Here is a 16,303-nt window from a genome sequence, read left to right as displayed (position 1 = left end):
TTGCCCTCGTCACGTCGGCGGCCTAGCCCGTTTCGGAACGAGACCTTTGCCGGTTCGACCAACGGGAGAGACACGGTGGATTTTGACCTTACGGAACGTCAGGCTTTCTTCCGGGACCGGGTCCGCGCCTTCATCGATACCGAGATCCGTCCGCGAGTCGGCGAGTATAAGAAAGAGATCGACAGCGGGGACCGCTGGCAGCCGCTCGACCTGATCGAGGGCCTCAAGGCCAAGGCCCGCGCCGCTGCCTTGTGGAACCTGTTCATGCCGCCGGGCGGCGCGCTGCAGCATGTCGACGAGAGCTTCGCGTTCGAGGGCGAGCAACTCACCAACCTCGAATACGCCCTGTGCGCCGAGGAGATGGGACGCATCCTGTGGACCAGCGAGGTGTTCAACTGTTCCGCGCCCGACACCGGCAACATGGAGGTCCTCCACCGCTATGGCACGCGCGAGCAGAAGGACCGCTGGCTGGCGCCGTTGATGCGGGCGAGATCCGCTCCGCTTTCCTGATGACCGAGCCCGGGGTCGCCAGTTCCGACGCCACAAACATCGAATGCCGCATCGACCGCGATGGCGACGACTATGTCATCAACGGCCGCAAATGGTGGTCGAGCGGGCGGGCGACCCGCGCTGCAAGGTCGCGATCCTGATGGGCAAGACCGACGTCGAGGCTCGCCGCCACGCGCAGCAGTCGATGGTGCTGGTGCCGATGGACGCCGACGGCATCACCATCCACCGCGCGCTGACGGTCTATGGCTACGACGACGCGCCGCACGGGCACATGGAGATCAGTCTCAAGGACGTGCGGATCCCGGCCTCCAACCTGCTGCTGGGCGAGGGCCGCGGGTTCGAGATCGCGCAAGGCCGGCTGGGGCCGGGCCGCATCCACCACTGCATGCGGACGATCGGCGCGGCGGAAGAAGCGCTGGGCCTGATGGCCAAGCGGCTTCAGTCGCGGGTCGCGTTCGGCAAGCGCCTCAGCGACCACAGCATCTGGGAGCAGCGCGTGGCCGAGGCGCGGATCGAGATCGACTGCACGCGCCTCCTTTGCCTCAAGGCCGCCGACATGATGGACAAGGTCGGCAACAAGGCGGCCAAGGCCGAGATCGCGATGATCAAGGTCAAGGCGCCGGCAATGGCCCTCAAGGTCATCGACGACGCCATTCAGGCGCATGGCGGGGCGGGGGTCAGCCAGGACACGCCGTTGGCGGCAAGCTGGGCGGGGATCCGCACCCTGCGTCTCGCCGACGGGCCGGACGAGGTCCACAACCGCTCGATCGCGCTGATCGAGTTCGCCAAGCACGCCGAGATGCCGGCATGAGCGGATTGTTCGACCTGACCGGCAAGGTCGCCATCGTCACCGGCTCGTCGCGCGGCATCGGCCGTGCAATCGCCGAGGCGCTGGCCGACCAGGGGGCTCGGGTGGTGATCTCCAGCCGCAAGCAGGACGCGTGCGACGAGGTCGCGGCGGCGATCAACGCGAAGCATGACGGCGCGGCGATCGCGGTCGCCGCCAGCATCTCCGACAAGGCGGCGCTCCAGGCGCTGGTGGACCGGACCAAGGCCGCGTTCGGAAAGGTCGACATCCTCGTCTGCAATGCCGCCTCGAACCCCTACTACGGGCCGATGGCGGGGATCGAGGACGATCAGTTCCGCAAGATTCTGGAAAACAACGTCATCGCCAATCACTGGCTGATCGCGATGGTCGCGCCGGAAATGGTCGAGCGCAAGGACGGGTCGATCATCATCGTCAGTTCGATCGGCGGGCTGACCAGCTCGACCGTAATCGGCGCCTACAACATCTCCAAGGCAGCGGACTTCCAATTGGCCCGGAACCTCGCGGCAGAGTTCGGGCCGAGCGGGGTGCGCGTCAACTGCATCGCGCCGGGCCTCATCAAGACCGACTTCGCCCGCGCCCTGTGGGAAAATCCCGATACGCTGAAGGCGGTGACGCGCGGAACGCCGTTGCGGCGCATCGGCCTGCCCGAGGAGATCGCCGGCGCGGCCGTCTATCTTGCCTCGCCTGCCTCCACGTTCATGACCGGTCAGACACTGGTCGTCGACGGAGGCTCGACCATCGGGGTCGGCCTGTGAGGCTCGACGGGAAAGTTGCCATCGTCACCGGCGCCGGGTCCGGCATCGGCAAGGCCTCGGTCGATCTCTTCCGAAGCGAGGGCGCGACAGTGGTCGGGGCCGACCTCAAGGGCGCGGACGTCGAGTGTGACGCGGGCGACGAGGCGCAGGTAAAGGCGCTGGTCGATCGCACGGTCGCGGAGCATGGCCGGCTCGACATCATGTTCGCCAACGCCGGCGTATCGGGCGGGTTCGACGGCATTTTCGACCAGGACGCGGCCGCCTGGGCCGAAATCCTCCGCATCAACCTGATCGGCCCGTTCCTCGCGATCAAATATGCCGCCCCTGCGATGAAGGCGTCCGGCGGCGGATCCATCCTCGCCACCGCCTCGGTCGCGGGGCTCCGCGCGGGCGCCGGCGGCCCGGCCTATTCCGCATCCAAGGCGGGGTCATCAATCTCGTAAAGGTTGCCGCGACGCAGATGGTCGGATCCGCCATCCGCGTGAACGCTATCTGTCCCGGCCTGATCGAAACCGGCATGACCGAATTCATCTTCGACCGCGCCCGCGCCAAGGGGCAGGAAGCCATGATCGGCCACCTGAACCCGATGAAGCGCGGGGTGCGCCGGTCGAGATCGCCAACGCCGCCCTATTCCTCGCTTCCGACGAGTCCAGCTACGTCAACGGCCAGGCCATCGTCGTCGACGGCGGCCTCAGCGCTTCTCATCCCTTCAACCACCAAAGCTACGGACGGACCTCCGCATGACCGACAGCCCGATCTCCACCGCCAAGCATCACGACATCCTGGTCGTCACGTCGAACAATCCGCCGGTCAACGCGCTCGGCGCCGCGGTGCGGCAGGGGCTGGTCGCGGCGATCGAGCAGGCGGAAGGCGACGACAGCATCAAGGCGGTCGTCATCCGCTGTGAAGGCCAGACTTTCTTCGCCGGCGCCGACATCACCGAATTCGGAAAACCGCCGGTGATGCCGTGGCTCCCGTCGGTGGTCGATACGATCGAGAATTGCTCGAAGCCGGTCGTGGCCGCGATCCATGGCACCGCGCTTGGCGGTGGCTTGGAGGTGGCGCTCGGCTGCCATTATCGCGTCGCCGTCCCCAGCGCCAAGCTGGGCGTCCCCGAAGTTAAGCTTGGCCTGCTGCCGGGCGCGGGCGGGACGCAACGCCTGCCGCGCGTCGCTGGCGTTCCCAAGGCGCTGGAGATGGTCACCGGCGGCGGCATGGTCGGCGCGAAGGAGGCGCACGATCTTGGCCTCGTCGACCGGATCGTCGAGGGCGACCTGGTCCAGCATGCAGTCGCCTATGCCGAGGAGGTGAAGGACATTCGTCCGCTGCCAAAATCGTCGGAACGGCAAGAAAAGGTCAGCAACATCGACCCGTCGGTGTTCGCCGACTTCCGCAAGGCCAACGCCCGCAAGTTTCGCGGCTTCGAGGCGCCGGAGGCGAACATCAAGGCAATCGAGGCGGCGGTCGCCAAGCCCTATGCGGAAGGCGTCATCGACGAACGCAACCTGTTCATGGGCCTGATGACCGGCGTGCAAAGCCGCGCCCAGCAATATTTCTTCTTCGCCGAGCGCAAGGCGTCGAAAATCGACGGAATTCCCGAGGACACGAGGCCGCGCGATATCAGGAGGGTCGGCGTGATCGGCGCCGGCACGATGGGCGGTGGCATTTCGATGAACTTCCTGTCGGCCGGAATCCCGGTGACGATCGTCGAGATGGCGCAGGAAGCGCTCGACCGCGGCACCGGGATCATGCGCAAGAATTACGAAGCAACCGCCGCCAAGGGCCGAATGACCGGCGAACAGGTCGAGGCGGCAATGGGTGCGCTGAACCCCACGCTCGATTTCAACGCGCTCGCCGACTGCGACCTGATCATCGAAGCGGTGTTCGAGCAGATGGAGGTGAAGAAGGACATTTTTGCGCGCCTCGATGCCATCGCAAAGCCGGGCGCGATCCTCGCCAGCAACACCAGCTACCTTAACATCGACGAGATCGCGGCGGTGACGAAGCGGCCGCAGGATGTCGTCGGCCTCCACTTCTTCTCGCCCGCCAATATCATGAAGCTGCTGGAGGTCGTGCGCGGCGCAAAGACCGCGCCCGACGTGCTGGTGACCGCGATGCAGCTTGCCAAGCGGATCAAAAAGGTCGCGGTCGTTGCCGGCGTCTGCCACGGCTTTATCGGCAACCGAATGCTGATGCCGCGCCAGGTCGAGGCGACCAAGCTGCTGCTGGAAGGTACGACCCCGGAACAGGTCGACCGCGTCCATGTCGAATTCGGAATGCCCATGGGGCCGTTCCAGATGGCCGACCTCGCCGGGGTCGACATCGGCTGGCACCGCGACCCGACGCGGATCGAGAACATTCGCGACGCGCTCGCCGCCGAAGGGCGCTGGGGCCAAAAGAAGCAGGCCGGCTTCTACGATTATGACGACAAGCGGAAGCCGTCGCCGTCGCCGCGCGTCCAGGAGATCATCGACGACTTCGCCGCCAAGCAGGGGGTGACGCGGCGGGAAATCAGCGACGAGGAAATCATCCAGCGCACGCTCTACACGATGGTCAACGAGGGCGCGAAGATCCTGGAAGAAGGAATGGCCCAGCGCGCGTCGGACATCGATGTGGTGTGGGTCTACGGCTACGGCTGGCCGGTCTATCGCGGCGGCCCCATGTTCTGGGCGGACACCGAGGGGCTTCAGAAGATCGTCGACGGGCTCAAGTCGCAGGAAGCGCGCATGGGTGAGGATTTCTCGTTCAGCCAATTGTTGCTGGACAAGGCGGCCGAGGGAGGCAAATTCAGCGGCAAATGACCGCATACCGGGCTTCGAACGACGCTGAGTTCCTGCGCCAGACCGAGGCGGCGCTGCTCAATGCGCCGTTCGAAGTCGGCGGCTGGACCCGCGCCCTGTCGATGCTGGCCAGCGCAACGCACAGCCGTGGGTCCAATTTTCTGTGCATCGGCTCACGGCTGCCGACCCTCAATCTCTTTACCGGCTACACCGATCATGAGGTGCAGAAGACCTTTGGCGACGCCGAATTGTGGGGCCGGCCGAACTGGCGCATCGGTTCGGTCGCCGGGCCGCTCGAAGTCCAGCATGAGGCGCACTACCAGACATATCGCCGCCTCCATTCGACCAACTATTACGATGACGCCACGCGCGATATCGACATGCCCTTTGGCTGCCAGACGCTGTTCGATCGCGAAGGGGACAGCTTCGTCGGCGTCGCGTTGATGCGCGGCCGGCGGGACGGGCCATGCACCGATCTGACGATCTCTCGCTTCACCCGGCTGGCCCACCTGATGCATCAGGCCGTCCGCGCCGAGGACGCGATGGCGGGCGAGGGCAGCCGGATCGCACTTGGCGAATGGAGCGCGGTGTCGCAACCGGTGCTGCTCGTCAATCGACATCGCTGGCTGTGCGCCATGAGTCCGTCGGCCGAAGCATTCCTCGAAAAAAACGGCCCGTTCCGCCTGCGCGGCGCGCTGCTCGGCCTTCGTCATCCTCTCGATCATCACCGCTGGCTCCAGCTGATCGGATACATGCTTGGCGATGCACCTTGCCGTGTTCCGGCAACATTGCGGCTCCGCGGGTTCCCCGGCACAAGCTTGCGCGTCGTTCCGCTCGGGTCGGCTGGAAGCGAACTGGGCTTCGGGCCCTGTCTGTCGGTCGCCATCGAAACCGAACCGCCCTTGTCGGGCGCCTCTCCAGCAAGGAAGGAAGTGCCCCGTGAGCGATTATATGGTCGAGGAGAGCACCGGTGACCGGCCGGTCCGCTATCGGAAGATCGTCATGTGGATCCACTGGATCACGGCGATCCTGGTGCTGATGCAGGTCTATATCGGCTTCGTCTTCCACGATTTGCCGCGCGGATCTGAAGAGCGCGCCTTCGTATTCGGCTGGCACAAGACGTGGGGCGTTCTTATCCTCCTGCTGGCGCTGGCCCGTCTGGCGGTACGGCTGATGAACCCACCGCCGCCTTTCCCGTCCGATTACCCGACGTGGAAGCGCTTCGTCGCGGTCTGGAGCCATCGGCTTTTCTACGTGCTGCTCGTCGCGCTCCCCCTGACTGGTCTTGCGGCCGTCTCCGGACGCGCCGAAGATGGTTGGGTGGCGCTGCAGCTGGGCCTTAAGTTTCCGGCGATACCTGGGATCAGCGAGGATAACGAGTTCGGCGACGTTCACGAGACGTTGGTGCTGGTCACCCTGGCCCTGGTCGCGCTGCATGTCGCCGCCGCGTTCTATAACCAGTTCATCGATCGCGGCCCGGTCGCCGGCCGCATGTGGCCCTTCCGCGGCCGTCGCGACGCCTAGCGCCGGGACGGAACCAACGTCAGCATCGCCCCGGCCAGGGCGGCAACGCCCGCGGCCGACGTGAACGCCAGCGCGGGGCCGCCCCGGTCCCACAGCAGTCCCGCGCCAACGCTGGCGAAGAGGGCGGCGATGCCCGACACGAAAAAGAAGGCGCCGAAACTCGTTGCACGCTGCTCGGCAGGGGCGGCATCGGCAACCATCCGGCTGACCACGCCCTGGGTCAGCGCCATGTGCGCGCCCCACAGCAGCACGCCCCGCCGATTGCCCACAGGTTCGTCGCCTGGGCCAGCCATAAATTGGCGGCGACAAGCACCGCGATCCCGGCCAGCAGCAGGGACTTGGGGTCAACGCGGTCGCTCAGCGCTCCGGCCGGATAGGCGAGCAAAAGGTAGGACAGGTTGAATAGGGCCAAGACCAGCGGCGACCAATGCACGGCAAGGCCGGCATCGATTGCCTTGAGGATCAGGAACCCTTCCGAAAAGCGCGCCATTCCGAACAGGAAGCCGACCAGCAGCAGGCGGCGGACATCGATGCCGAGGTCGCGAAACCCGTTCCACGCCGCCTTGGGCGCGATGCTGCTCATGCCTTCGCTTTCGCGGAGCATCGCCAGCAGGAACAGGAACGACAGGAACGCCGGGATCACGGCGACCCAAAACACGGCCCGAATGTCCCCGGCAAAGGCAATCATCAGCCCGACCGCCGCCAGCGGCGCCAGGAATGCGCCGACCGTGTCTAGCGATTGGCGAAGGCCGAAGGCGGCTCCGCGCAACTCCGGCGGCGTATCGTCGGCGATCATCGCGTCGCGCGGGGCGCCGCGGATTCCCTTGCCGATCCGATCGATGAACCGCGCGCCGAACACCGGAAGCGCCGAGGTGGCGAGTGGAAATAGCGGCTTCGACAGCGCCGCCATGCCATAGCCCAGCAGGATCCAGGGCTTGCGGCGGCGGCCTCGGTCACTGAGGTGGCCCGATGCCAGCTTGGCCATGTTGGCGGTCGCCTCCGCCACACCGTCGAGGGCGCCCATCGCCGCCACGGGAAGGCCGAGGGTCACGGTCAGAAACGCTGGAAGCAGCGCGTGATAAATTTCGCTCGACAGGTCCATCAGCAAGCTGACGAAACCGAGAATCCATACGGAGCGAGGCAGGCGGGCGCGCATCACGGGACCCTGCGCAGGCACTGGTCCGCGTGCAAGTGGCAAACCGTTGTCAACTGGCAATATTGCCAACAGCGGAAAGTTTGATAGGCTCAATCACATGTGGGGAAATGCATCCGCCAGCACGCTCGCGTCGCGCTTCGCGCGTCTGGTCGAACAATTGGGCGGCGAAGTGGGTGCGGCCCGTGCCAAGGGCCAGCAGCGCGCACTGCTCCAGGCGGTCGCCGACCTGGAACCTGCGACACTCAACCAGGTCGCGGGGCAGGTAAGCCGCGGCGCGCCAGCGGTCAGCCGGGCGATCGATGTGCTCGTGCGGGCCGGTCTGGTCGAGCGGACGCCCGACCCCGACAATCGCCGGCGATTGGCGCTTCGCCTGACCGATGCCGGGCGTGGGGCATTGGACGAGCCGCCGGCCGGCGACCGCAATCTGGAGGCCCGGCTGACCAAGCTCGCCACCAGCGAGTTGCGTGCGCTTGAACGCGGCATCGAAATTCTGGAACGGCTTCCCCGCTAATCAGTCTTCGTCAAAAGAAACGGCCCGGAAGATCGCTCTTCCGGGGCCGAACCTTGTTCGCGTGAGCGAGGCCTGACTTACAGGCCGCGTTCACCCGCCGGAGCCGGCGGCGGCGGCGGAGCCGGGCACACCGCGTCCATGGTGATGACCGTGCCGTCCGGGCAGGTCTGGGTCGCGGGGCCGGGGCCGGAGCCTCGACAACCGGGGCCGGTTCCGGCGGCGGCGGCGGCGCGATCACTTCGGCGGGGGCGCCGAAGTTGAAGATCAGGCTCGCCAGCAGCGAGTGCGAGCGGAACTTGCCCGAGATGTCGTCGAAGCCTTCGCCGGGATTATCGTCGAACTTCGTGCGGAAGTAACGATACTTCAGGCCAACATCGACGTTCGGGCTGACCGCATAGCGGACGCCGGCAAGAAGCTGCCACGCCAGGCTCGAGTCCTTGACGGAGAGCTGGCCGACATCGGTGTCGTTGAAGGTCAGCTTGGTCTTGGCGGTACCGATACCACCACCGACGTAGAAGCCGAGACCGTCGTCAGCACCGAAGTCCGCAAGCGCGTTACCCATGATCGAGAAGACGCGGGTGCGACCGTCGCCTGCAACGGCGCCGTCAACGTCGGCGTCGCTGAAGGTGTATTCGTCGTGCGAGGCGCGCTTGCGGCCCAGTTCCAGCTCGAGGCGGAACATGCCGAAGTCGTAACCACCGATCAGGTCGATGTCGGTACCGGTCTTGTGATCGATGCCGAAGACGCCGTCGTAGATCACTTCGCCATCGTCATAGACGAGGTCGAAGTCGAGGTCGCGAGCGAACAGAGCGCCGGCTTCGATGCCGACGTACGGCGAGCCATCGCGGGCCATCGCCGGGGTGGCGATCGCCGACGCAGCGACTGCCGCTAGGAGAAGTTTACGCATTGAGTGTCCCCTTTATGGGAGTTGAAAATTAAGGCACCAACCTGGTGCAATCGAAGAGGCAACGAGATCTCTCGCAGCCCTGCTTCCGCCGCCCCAACATCGGCCCCCACAAGTGGTTCCTATGCTTTGGTTCCACAGCCGGAATCTTCTCAGACCTGTGTTAAAGTTGCAACAGATTTCGCTCCACCGGCTTTGACTGTTCGACCAAGCGGCGGGCAGGTCGGCCCGACGGCGGCCCGCTTGTTGCATCGCATCAATTCGGGTAGGGGTCGCCAACTCTATCCCGGGAAAAATCAATGAACCTGCGTAACGTGGCGATCATCGCCCACGTCGATCATGGCAAGACCACGCTTGTCGACCAGCTTTTCCGCCAGTCCGGCACCTTCCGCGAGAACCAGCGCGTCGAAGAACGCGCGATGGACTCGAACGACCTCGAAAAGGAACGCGGGATCACGATTCTCGCGAAGTGCACCTCGGTCGAATGGACCGATGCATCCGGCGAGACGACGCGGATCAACATCGTCGACACCCCGGCCACGCCGACTTCGGCGCCGAAGTGGAGCGTATCCTGTCGATGGTCGACGGCGTCATCCTGCTCGTCGACAGCGCCGAAGGCCCGATGCCCCAGACTAAGTTCGTCACCGGCAAGGCGCTCAGCCTGGGCCTCAAGCCGATCGTCGTCGTCAACAAGATCGACCGTCCCGACGCGCGTCCGCCCGAAGTGCTGGACGAGGTCTTCGAACTGTTCCTCAATCTCGAGGCCAACGACGAGCAGCTCGATTTCCCGACGCTCTACGCCTCGGGTCGCGCCGGCTATGCCGGGCTGACAGACGACGTGCGCGAAGGCGACCTGACGCCGTTGTTCCAGAAGATCGTCGAACATGTCCCGGCGCCGCAGCTCGATACCGAGGGCGAGTTCAAGATGCTCGCCACGCTTCTCGACCGCGATCCGTTCCTCGGGCGCATCCTGACCGGCCGGATCGAAAGCGGCACTCTGGACGTCAATATGCCGATCCGCGCGATGGACGTGAACGGAAAGGTCGTCGAGGACGGCCGCGCCACCAAGGTCTTCGCCTTCCGCGGGCTGGAACGGGTTCCGGTCGACCAGGCCAAGGCGGGCGACATCGTCGCCATCGCCGGCCTGATGAAAGCCACGGTGTCGAACACGATCGGCACGCCCGCCATCGCCGAGCCGCTCCATGCGCGCGAGATCGATCCGCCGACGCTCAGCATGACCTTCGCGGTCAACGACAGCCCGTTCGCCGGCAAGGACGGCGACAAGGTACAAAGCCGCGTCATCCGCGAGCGGCTGGAGCGCGAGGCCGAGGGCAACGTCGCCATCCGTGTTTCCGAAACGCCGGGCGGGGAAGCGTTCGAGGTCGCCGGGCGCGGCGAGCTTCAGCTGGGCGTCGTCATCGAGACTTTGCGGCGCGAGGGCTTCGAGCTTGGCATCAGCCGCCCGCGCGTGCTGTTCCAGGACGGTCCTTCGGGCCGCGAGGAGCCCTATGAAACGGTCGTGATCGACGTCGACGACGAATTTTCCGGAACGGTCGTCGAGAAGATGGCGATGCGCAAGGCGGAGATGACCGACATGCGCCCGTCGGGCGGCGGCAAGACCCGCATCACCTTTTCCGCGCCATCGCGCGGCCTCATCGGCTATCACGGCGAATTCCTGTCGGACACCCGCGGCACCGGGATCATGAACCGGTTGTTCGAGAAGTATGGTCCCTACAAGGGCCCGATCAGCGGCCGCCAAAATGGTGTGCTGATCTCGATGGAAACGGGCGCCGCGGTCGCCTACTCGCTGAACATGCTGGAGGAGCGCGGCGTGCTCTTCGTCTCGCCCGGGGAGATGCTCTACGAAGGCATGGTCATCGGCGAGAACGCCAAGACGCAGGACCTCGAGGTCAATCCGCTGAAGTCGAAGCAGCTCACCAACTTCCGCGCCAGCGGCAAGGACGAGGGCATCCGCCTGACCCCGCCGAAGCGCATGACGCTGGAACAGGCGATTGCCTACATCCAGGACGACGAGCTGGTCGAAGTGACACCGAAGGCGATCCGGATCCGCAAGCGCTACCTCGACCCGCACGAGCGCAAGCGCCAGTCGCGGAAATCCGAAGCGGCCTAGTTCGCGCGGGCCATCCGTCCCGCGGATGCGGTCATGGCGCAGGCGTCCTCGGCGATCGCCTGCCACGCGCTACCCGGCTGGGCGTCGGCGAACGGCTGGTCGGCGCGCCCGCCGCGCGTCTGGCCGTTGGCCAGGCGGAAGTGGCCCTCGAGCGTCCTCGACTGGAGTGACGAGCACCGGATTTCTTCCAGGGTGACGAGTTCGCGATACGCGGACTGGTCGGACTTGGGCTCGGTCCGGAGCCAGATCTTCAGCGTGTCGCCGCTCCGGTCCCACCGACCGGCGTCGACGTAGAAGCGGCTTTCCTCGCTTTCGTCGTGGAGCACCCAAGCATGCGTCGGGGCGGCCGTTGAGGGCACAACCGACGCTGCGGCGAGGAACAGGAACCCATCATCCCCCCAGTCTGCCCCTCGAGGTTTACCAAAGGCCTAACGCGGCCTCAGGCCTCGCTCATTGCCAGGATCTTCGTCCATTCCTCCGCTCGGACCGGGGCGACGGACAGGCGCGATTGCCGGATCAGTTCCATGTCCTTCAACGCCGGTTCGGCCTTGATCTGCGCCAGCGTGACCGGGCGGAGGAGGAAGCGTAGCGGCTCCACCAGCAGCTTGACCCACTGGCCATCGTCCCCGTCAGGCTCCTGCGGCCCGGCGATGCGCATGATGCCGACCACCGCCTTGTCCTCCATCGAATGGTAGAAGAACGCCTCGTCGCCCGGCTTCATCGCCCGCAAATGCAGGCGGGCGGCATTGTTGCGGACACCGTCCCAAAAGGTGCTGCCGTCGCGGACCAGGTCGTCCCAGCCATATTTGGTCGGTTCGGATTTCATCAGCCAATAAGCCACTCGCGAATCTCCTGGTCCCAGGCTTTCGCCGATAGAGCGAACGCGACCAGCAGCGCAAATCAGCACTTTTTGCGCAGGTTCCCGGCATTCATCCCATGGGCGGCTCCGTTCACCGCTCGATTGGTTGCGCCTTTCCTGATCCGTTTTATGTGCACTGCAACATTTCGAGCGGGAGGGTCCGAGGTCGCAGTTCAGCGCCGGATCCCATTGCCAGACGGACGAGCCAAGCCAAGCGCCACGGGAATGACGTTCCCGATCAAGTAGCGCGACCGCGAAGCCGGCCGCAGATGACTGTTTGATCATTGAAACTTCTTCACGGTTTTGGCCGCGCAACGGCCTGTGTTTCCGCGTTTGTAATGACCTTTGGCGGTGCCGGCGATGCGCTGGCCCAGCAGGTCAAGGTGCCGCTGACGGCGGTCCAGGCCGTGGTCCGCACCACCGCCGCGGCGATCGTTCCGCCGGCTCCGGCGACCCCGGCTCCGGCCGCCGTCACGGTGTCGCCACAGCCACTTCCCCTCGATTCCCTGGTCGCGCTGAACAGCGTCGACGCCGCCCTCGACGAGCAGGCAAAGTGTCTCGCCACCGCGGTCTATTTCGAAAGCATGGGCGAACCGCTTCAGGGCCAGCTCGCCGTTGCCAACGTCGTCATCAACCGCGCCCGATCGGGCCGTTATCCGTCCAGCTGGTGCGGCGTGGTCAAGCAGAAGGCGCAGTTCAGCTTCGTCCGCAATGGCCGGTTCCCGCGGGTCGACACCGACGGCGAGGCGTGGAGCCGGGCCCGGGCCATCGCCCGCATCGCCGCCAACAATCTGGCGCAGGCGCTGCCGGCCGATGTGCTGTGGTACCACGCGGATTACGTCGCGCCGTCGTGGGGAAAGCGCCTCAGCCGCGTCGACAAGATCGGTGCGCATATCTTCTACCGTGCGTAAGCGGCCACTAGTCGCTCGATAGTCTCCGACTGGCGTTAACCATGGCGCCGGGGGATTCGCGTCCGATCCATGTTGGCGCAGACATGTCTCTCGTTTGGCGACGAAATTTCGCTGGGGAGGGCGTTTTCATGCTGAAGATCCTGATCGTCGAGGACGACAGCCAACTCGCGACGACCCTGAAATATCTGGTCGAAGACAATCCCCGCTATCGGGTTGTCGCGATGACCGACGATCTGGAGGGCGCCATCGCCGCCGCCGAACGCGACACGCCCGACCTGGCCCTCGTCGACCTCCAACTGGCGCGCGGAACGACGGGCTTTTCGGTTGCGGTGCGGATGCAGGATTTCAATATCCCCTGCTTCTTCATCACCGGTCGCGCGCCCAATTTCCCGATGCCGGACCTCGCGCTCGGCTGCCTCATGAAGCCGTTCACGGCCGAGGACGTCCACCGCAGCCTCGCCGCGGCCGAGGACATGATGCGCGGGCGAGAGACGCTTCGTCCCAAGATGCCGGTCAACCTGACCCTGTACGACCAGCCGGTCGAGCCCGAGGAGGTGCAGCCCGGCTTCATTCCGTCGAAGAAGTCACTGAAGACGCGGCTGGAACACTGGATCGCCGGCACGCAGCATTAGATCCTGTTTGATGGCCGGCCGCCCTTCAGCGGTTCTCCATCAAATCGATCCCGCTAAAGCCGGACGGCTCGGCTCTCGGCGCTCAGGGGAGTGGATGCCCGACGTGGATTCGAACCACGATTGACGGAGTCAGAGTCCGTAGTCTTACCATTAGACGATCGGGCATTGCTGCCGCGGGGGCACTTAGAAAGGCGCGGCCTTCAAGTCAACGCCGCCCGGCCGGTCGTTGACGTCGGTTGCGCCGGATGAGGCAATCTGGCTAAGGTGCACCCAAGTCAGTCGCGGGTATGGCCCGCGGCGAAGGATAGAAACGGGTGTGTTCGACGATGGCGCAGCAGGCCGTCACCCCGCCGACCCCGCGCCATTCGCGCGGTCCGGCAGCCGCCTCGGGGCTTTCGCCCGCGAAGCGCTCGCTTCGCCACACCTACGGCGCGCTCGACCTTGGCACGAATAACTGCCGGCTGCTGATTGCCCGGCCGACCGATAGCGGCTTCACCGTGGTCGACGCCTTTTCGCGGATCGTTCGGCTGGGCGAGGGACTCAGCACAACCGGACGGCTCAGCAAGGACGCGATGGACCGCGCGATCGGCGCCCTGTCCGTATGCGCGGAAAAGCTTCGCCGCCGCAACGTCAGCCTGTCGCGTTCGGTCGCGACCGAGGCGTGTCGCCGTGCCGTCAATGGCCGCGACTTCGCCGAGCGTGTGCGCCGCGAAACCGGCGTCGCGCTGGAGATCATCGCGCCGGAGGAAGAGGCGCGGCTCGCCGTCCTTGGATGCCACAAGCTGCTCGAACCGGGCGAAGGACCGGCGCTGATCTTCGACATCGGTGGCGGATCGACCGAACTGGTTCTGGTCGATCATCGCGACGAAACCCCGCGCATCCGTGCCTGGTGGAGCGCGCCGTGGGGGGTGGTCTCGCTGACCGAGAGCGAGGGCAGGGCGGCGATCGAGGGGCCCGAGCGTGTTGCCGCCTATGCCCGGATGCGGGCCCGCGCGCGCAGCAGCTTTTCGCGCTTCGTCGAGCTTCTGCCCAAGGACAAGAGCGATGTCGCGCTGCTCGGCACCAGCGGCACGGTCACGACGCTCGCCAGCGTTCACCTGAAGCTGCAGTCCTATGATCGGCGCGCGGTCGACGGGCTGCAGGTGCCGGTCAGCTCGATGCGGCGCATTTCGACCAACATCGCCGAAATGGATTTCGCCGGACGTTCGGCGCTGCCTTGCATCGGTGCGGAGCGGGCCGACATGGTCGTTGCCGGCTGCGCGATCCTCGAAGCGATCCTCGACATCTGGCCCGCCGAGCAACTGGGCATCGCCGATCGCGGAATCCGCGAGGGCATCCTCCGTTCCTTGATGGCCCGCGACGGCCACCCGCTATGAGCGGCGGCAGCGGGCCCCGCCAGCGGGTCAAGACCGCCAAAGGCCGAAAGGTCAGCTCGACCCGTTGGCTCGAGCGGCAACTCAACGATCCGTACGTCAAGAAGGCCAAGGCCGAGGGTTACCGCAGCCGAGCCGCCTATAAGCTGACCGAACTCGACCAGAAATTTGGCCTGCTCAAGGGCGTCAAGGCGGTGGTCGACCTCGGCATCGCCCCGGGTGGCTGGAGCCAGGTCGTTCGGCGCCGGTCGCCGGCCGCAAAAATCGCCGGGATCGACCTGTTGCCGACCGACCCGATCGACGGAGTCGCCATCCTGCAGATGGATTTCATGGACGATGCCGCCCCGGACGCATTGCGCGAGGCGCTGGGCGCGGACGCGGCCGACCTTGTCATGTCGGACATGGCCGCCAATACCGTCGGCCATCCCCAGACCGACCATTTGCGAACGATGGCGCTGGTCGAGGCAGGGATGTTGTTCGCGACCGAAATCCTCCGCCCGGGCGGCGCTTACGTCGCCAAGGTCCTTGCCGGGGGCGCGGACAACAACCTTGTCGCTGAACTCAAGCGACATTTCACCACCGTGAAACACGCCAAGCCGCCGGCCAGCCGCAAGGATTCGTCCGAATGGTATGTGATTGCGCAGGGGTTCAAGGGCAGGCTGCGCCGTGAAGCCTTAAAGGCGGGACAATCGCCGTTCTGCATGCTTCATCCGTGACAGTTTTGTGATAGGGCGCGGGCCATGGCCACGCCGCGTCCCCAAGCTCGCCCGATCGATCGAATCCAGCAGAACATTCTCGCGGTGTCGGAACGGCGCCTGTTGAACTGGTTGTGCGCGCGGATGCCCGCGTGGGTCATGCCCGATCACTTGACGATCATCGGTGTGATCGGTGCCGTGGTGATCTTCGCCGGCTATGCCGCCAGCCTGGCCGCCGACGCGTGGCTGTGGCTCGCGATTGTCGGATACGTCGTGCAGTGGTTCGGCGACTCCCTCGACGGCAGCCTGGCGCGATGGCGCAAGATCGAGCGGCCGTCCTACGGCTATTTCATCGACCATAGCTGCGATGGCATCGCCACTCTGCTGATCCTTGGCGGCATGGCGATCAGCCCCTACGTGCGCAGCGACGTCGCCCTGTTGGGACTGGTCGGATACCTGCTGATGTCCATCCACGTCTTCCTATCGGCCCGGGTCCTCAGCGAAGTGCGTCTGTCCTACGTCGCGTTCGGACCGACCGAGCTTCGCTTCGTCCTGATCGGCTTGACGCTGATCATGATGTTCGGCGGTGACAAGGCGCGCCACACGTCGGCCGTGAATGGGTTCGATATCGCGGTCGGTCTGGCCGGACTGCTGCTGATCGGCCTGTTCGTCTACCAGACCCTCACCACCGGCCGCCGCCTTGCCCGCATGGAGCGGCGCGACCGCTGATCGC

At 65.6% G+C, this 16,303-nt stretch carries 15 protein-coding genes, 1 tRNA gene and 3 pseudogenes; 13 read left to right on the top strand and 6 right to left on the bottom strand.

Annotated elements, in window-relative coordinates; translation table 11 throughout:
- Positions 1–75 precede the first annotated feature (75 nt).
- From H9L12_RS08260 to H9L12_RS08235, 6 genes and pseudogenes are all read left to right on the top strand, one after another.
- Positions 76–1,321, top strand: a pseudogene (locus H9L12_RS08260) (acyl-CoA dehydrogenase family protein).
- Positions 1,318–2,094 (top strand): SDR family oxidoreductase, encoded by a 777-nt coding sequence (locus H9L12_RS08255; protein WP_187541329.1) that lies wholly within the window; start codon positions 1,318–1,320, stop codon positions 2,092–2,094. The pseudogene H9L12_RS08260 and the gene H9L12_RS08255 overlap by 4 nt, the downstream one beginning before the upstream one ends.
- Positions 2,091–2,838, top strand: a pseudogene (locus tag H9L12_RS08250) (SDR family NAD(P)-dependent oxidoreductase). The gene H9L12_RS08255 and the pseudogene H9L12_RS08250 overlap by 4 nt, the downstream one beginning before the upstream one ends.
- Positions 2,835–4,895 (top strand): 3-hydroxyacyl-CoA dehydrogenase NAD-binding domain-containing protein, encoded by a 2,061-nt coding sequence (locus tag H9L12_RS08245; protein WP_187541328.1) that lies wholly within the window; start codon positions 2,835–2,837, stop codon positions 4,893–4,895. Before H9L12_RS08250 ends, H9L12_RS08245 begins: the two are co-directional and overlap by 4 nt.
- Positions 4,892–5,848, top strand: coding sequence for a hypothetical protein (locus tag H9L12_RS08240; protein WP_187541327.1), 957 nt, complete (start codon positions 4,892–4,894; stop codon positions 5,846–5,848). Before H9L12_RS08245 ends, H9L12_RS08240 begins: the two co-directional genes overlap by 4 nt.
- On the top strand, positions 5,814–6,398 hold the full coding sequence (locus tag H9L12_RS08235; protein WP_187541326.1) for a cytochrome b: 585 nt from the start codon (positions 5,814–5,816) through the stop codon (positions 6,396–6,398). The genes H9L12_RS08240 and H9L12_RS08235 overlap by 35 nt, the downstream gene beginning before the upstream one ends.
- Here the strand turns inward: H9L12_RS08235 and H9L12_RS13150 are convergent.
- On the bottom strand, positions 6,395–6,628 hold the full coding sequence (locus H9L12_RS13150) for a hypothetical protein (protein WP_223177101.1): 234 nt from the start codon (positions 6,626–6,628) through the stop codon (positions 6,395–6,397). The two genes, H9L12_RS08235 and H9L12_RS13150, sit on opposite strands and share 4 nt — an antisense overlap.
- Positions 6,619–7,554: an MFS transporter gene (locus H9L12_RS08230; protein WP_223177100.1), complete on the bottom strand. Its 936-nt coding sequence runs from the start codon at positions 7,552–7,554 to the stop codon at positions 6,619–6,621. The genes H9L12_RS13150 and H9L12_RS08230 overlap by 10 nt, the downstream gene beginning before the upstream one ends.
- A gap of 97 nt (positions 7,555–7,651) precedes the next feature.
- Between H9L12_RS08230 and H9L12_RS08225 the strand changes: the two genes are divergently transcribed.
- A complete protein-coding gene (locus H9L12_RS08225) occupies positions 7,652–8,065 on the top strand; it encodes a MarR family winged helix-turn-helix transcriptional regulator (RefSeq protein ID WP_187541325.1) in 414 nt (137 codons plus the stop codon).
- Between the two features lie 10 nt (positions 8,066–8,075).
- On the opposite strand, the gene H9L12_RS08220 is transcribed toward H9L12_RS08225, so the two are convergent.
- Positions 8,076–8,972, bottom strand: coding sequence for an outer membrane protein (locus H9L12_RS08220; RefSeq protein WP_187541324.1), 897 nt, complete (start codon positions 8,970–8,972; stop codon positions 8,076–8,078).
- Between the two features lie 296 nt (positions 8,973–9,268).
- On the opposite strand from H9L12_RS08220, the pseudogene typA reads away from it, so the two are divergent.
- Positions 9,269–11,100: pseudogene (gene typA / locus H9L12_RS08215) on the top strand (translational GTPase TypA).
- Here typA and H9L12_RS08210 read toward each other — a convergent pair.
- Positions 11,097–11,426, bottom strand: coding sequence for a surface-adhesin E family protein (locus H9L12_RS08210; RefSeq protein ID WP_187541323.1), 330 nt, complete (start codon positions 11,424–11,426; stop codon positions 11,097–11,099). The pseudogene typA and the gene H9L12_RS08210 sit on opposite strands and share 4 nt — an antisense overlap.
- Positions 11,427–11,539: 113 nt before the next feature.
- A complete protein-coding gene (locus tag H9L12_RS08205) occupies positions 11,540–11,926 on the bottom strand; it encodes an EVE domain-containing protein (protein WP_343060324.1) in 387 nt (128 codons plus the stop codon).
- 371 nt (positions 11,927–12,297) lie between these two features.
- Between H9L12_RS08205 and H9L12_RS08200 the strand changes: the two genes are divergently transcribed.
- Together H9L12_RS08200 and H9L12_RS08195 are read left to right on the top strand one after the other, a co-directional pair.
- Positions 12,298–12,870 carry a cell wall hydrolase gene (locus tag H9L12_RS08200; RefSeq protein WP_187541321.1) on the top strand — a complete coding sequence of 191 codons (573 nt, stop codon included), beginning with the start codon at positions 12,298–12,300 and terminating at the stop codon, positions 12,868–12,870.
- 128 nt (positions 12,871–12,998) lie between these two features.
- Positions 12,999–13,502, top strand: a complete 504-nt coding sequence (locus tag H9L12_RS08195; protein WP_187541320.1) for a response regulator — start codon at positions 12,999–13,001, stop codon at positions 13,500–13,502.
- A gap of 91 nt (positions 13,503–13,593) precedes the next feature.
- Here the strand turns inward: H9L12_RS08195 and H9L12_RS08190 are convergent.
- Positions 13,594–13,667, bottom strand: a tRNA-Gln gene (locus H9L12_RS08190).
- 161 nt (positions 13,668–13,828) lie between these two features.
- On the opposite strand from H9L12_RS08190, the gene H9L12_RS08185 reads away from it, so the two are divergent.
- Genes H9L12_RS08185 through H9L12_RS08175 form a run of 3 tightly spaced genes read left to right on the top strand, consistent with a single transcriptional unit; the run spans position 13,829 to position 16,299 of the window.
- A complete protein-coding gene (locus tag H9L12_RS08185) occupies positions 13,829–14,878 on the top strand; it encodes a Ppx/GppA phosphatase family protein (RefSeq protein ID WP_187543228.1) in 1,050 nt (349 codons plus the stop codon).
- A complete protein-coding gene (locus H9L12_RS08180; protein ID WP_187541319.1) occupies positions 14,875–15,591 on the top strand; it encodes an RlmE family RNA methyltransferase in 717 nt (238 codons plus the stop codon). Before H9L12_RS08185 ends, H9L12_RS08180 begins: the two co-directional genes overlap by 4 nt.
- A 24-nt stretch (positions 15,592–15,615) precedes the next feature.
- A complete protein-coding gene (locus H9L12_RS08175; protein WP_187541318.1) occupies positions 15,616–16,299 on the top strand; it encodes a CDP-alcohol phosphatidyltransferase family protein in 684 nt (227 codons plus the stop codon).
- The last annotated feature ends 4 nt before the right edge of the window (positions 16,300–16,303 follow it).

The sequence above is a fragment of the Sphingomonas rhizophila genome, assembly GCF_014396585.1.
Lineage (GTDB): Bacteria > Pseudomonadota > Alphaproteobacteria > Sphingomonadales > Sphingomonadaceae > Sphingomicrobium > Sphingomicrobium rhizophilum.
This window is presented reverse-complemented; position numbering and strand designations above follow the sequence as displayed.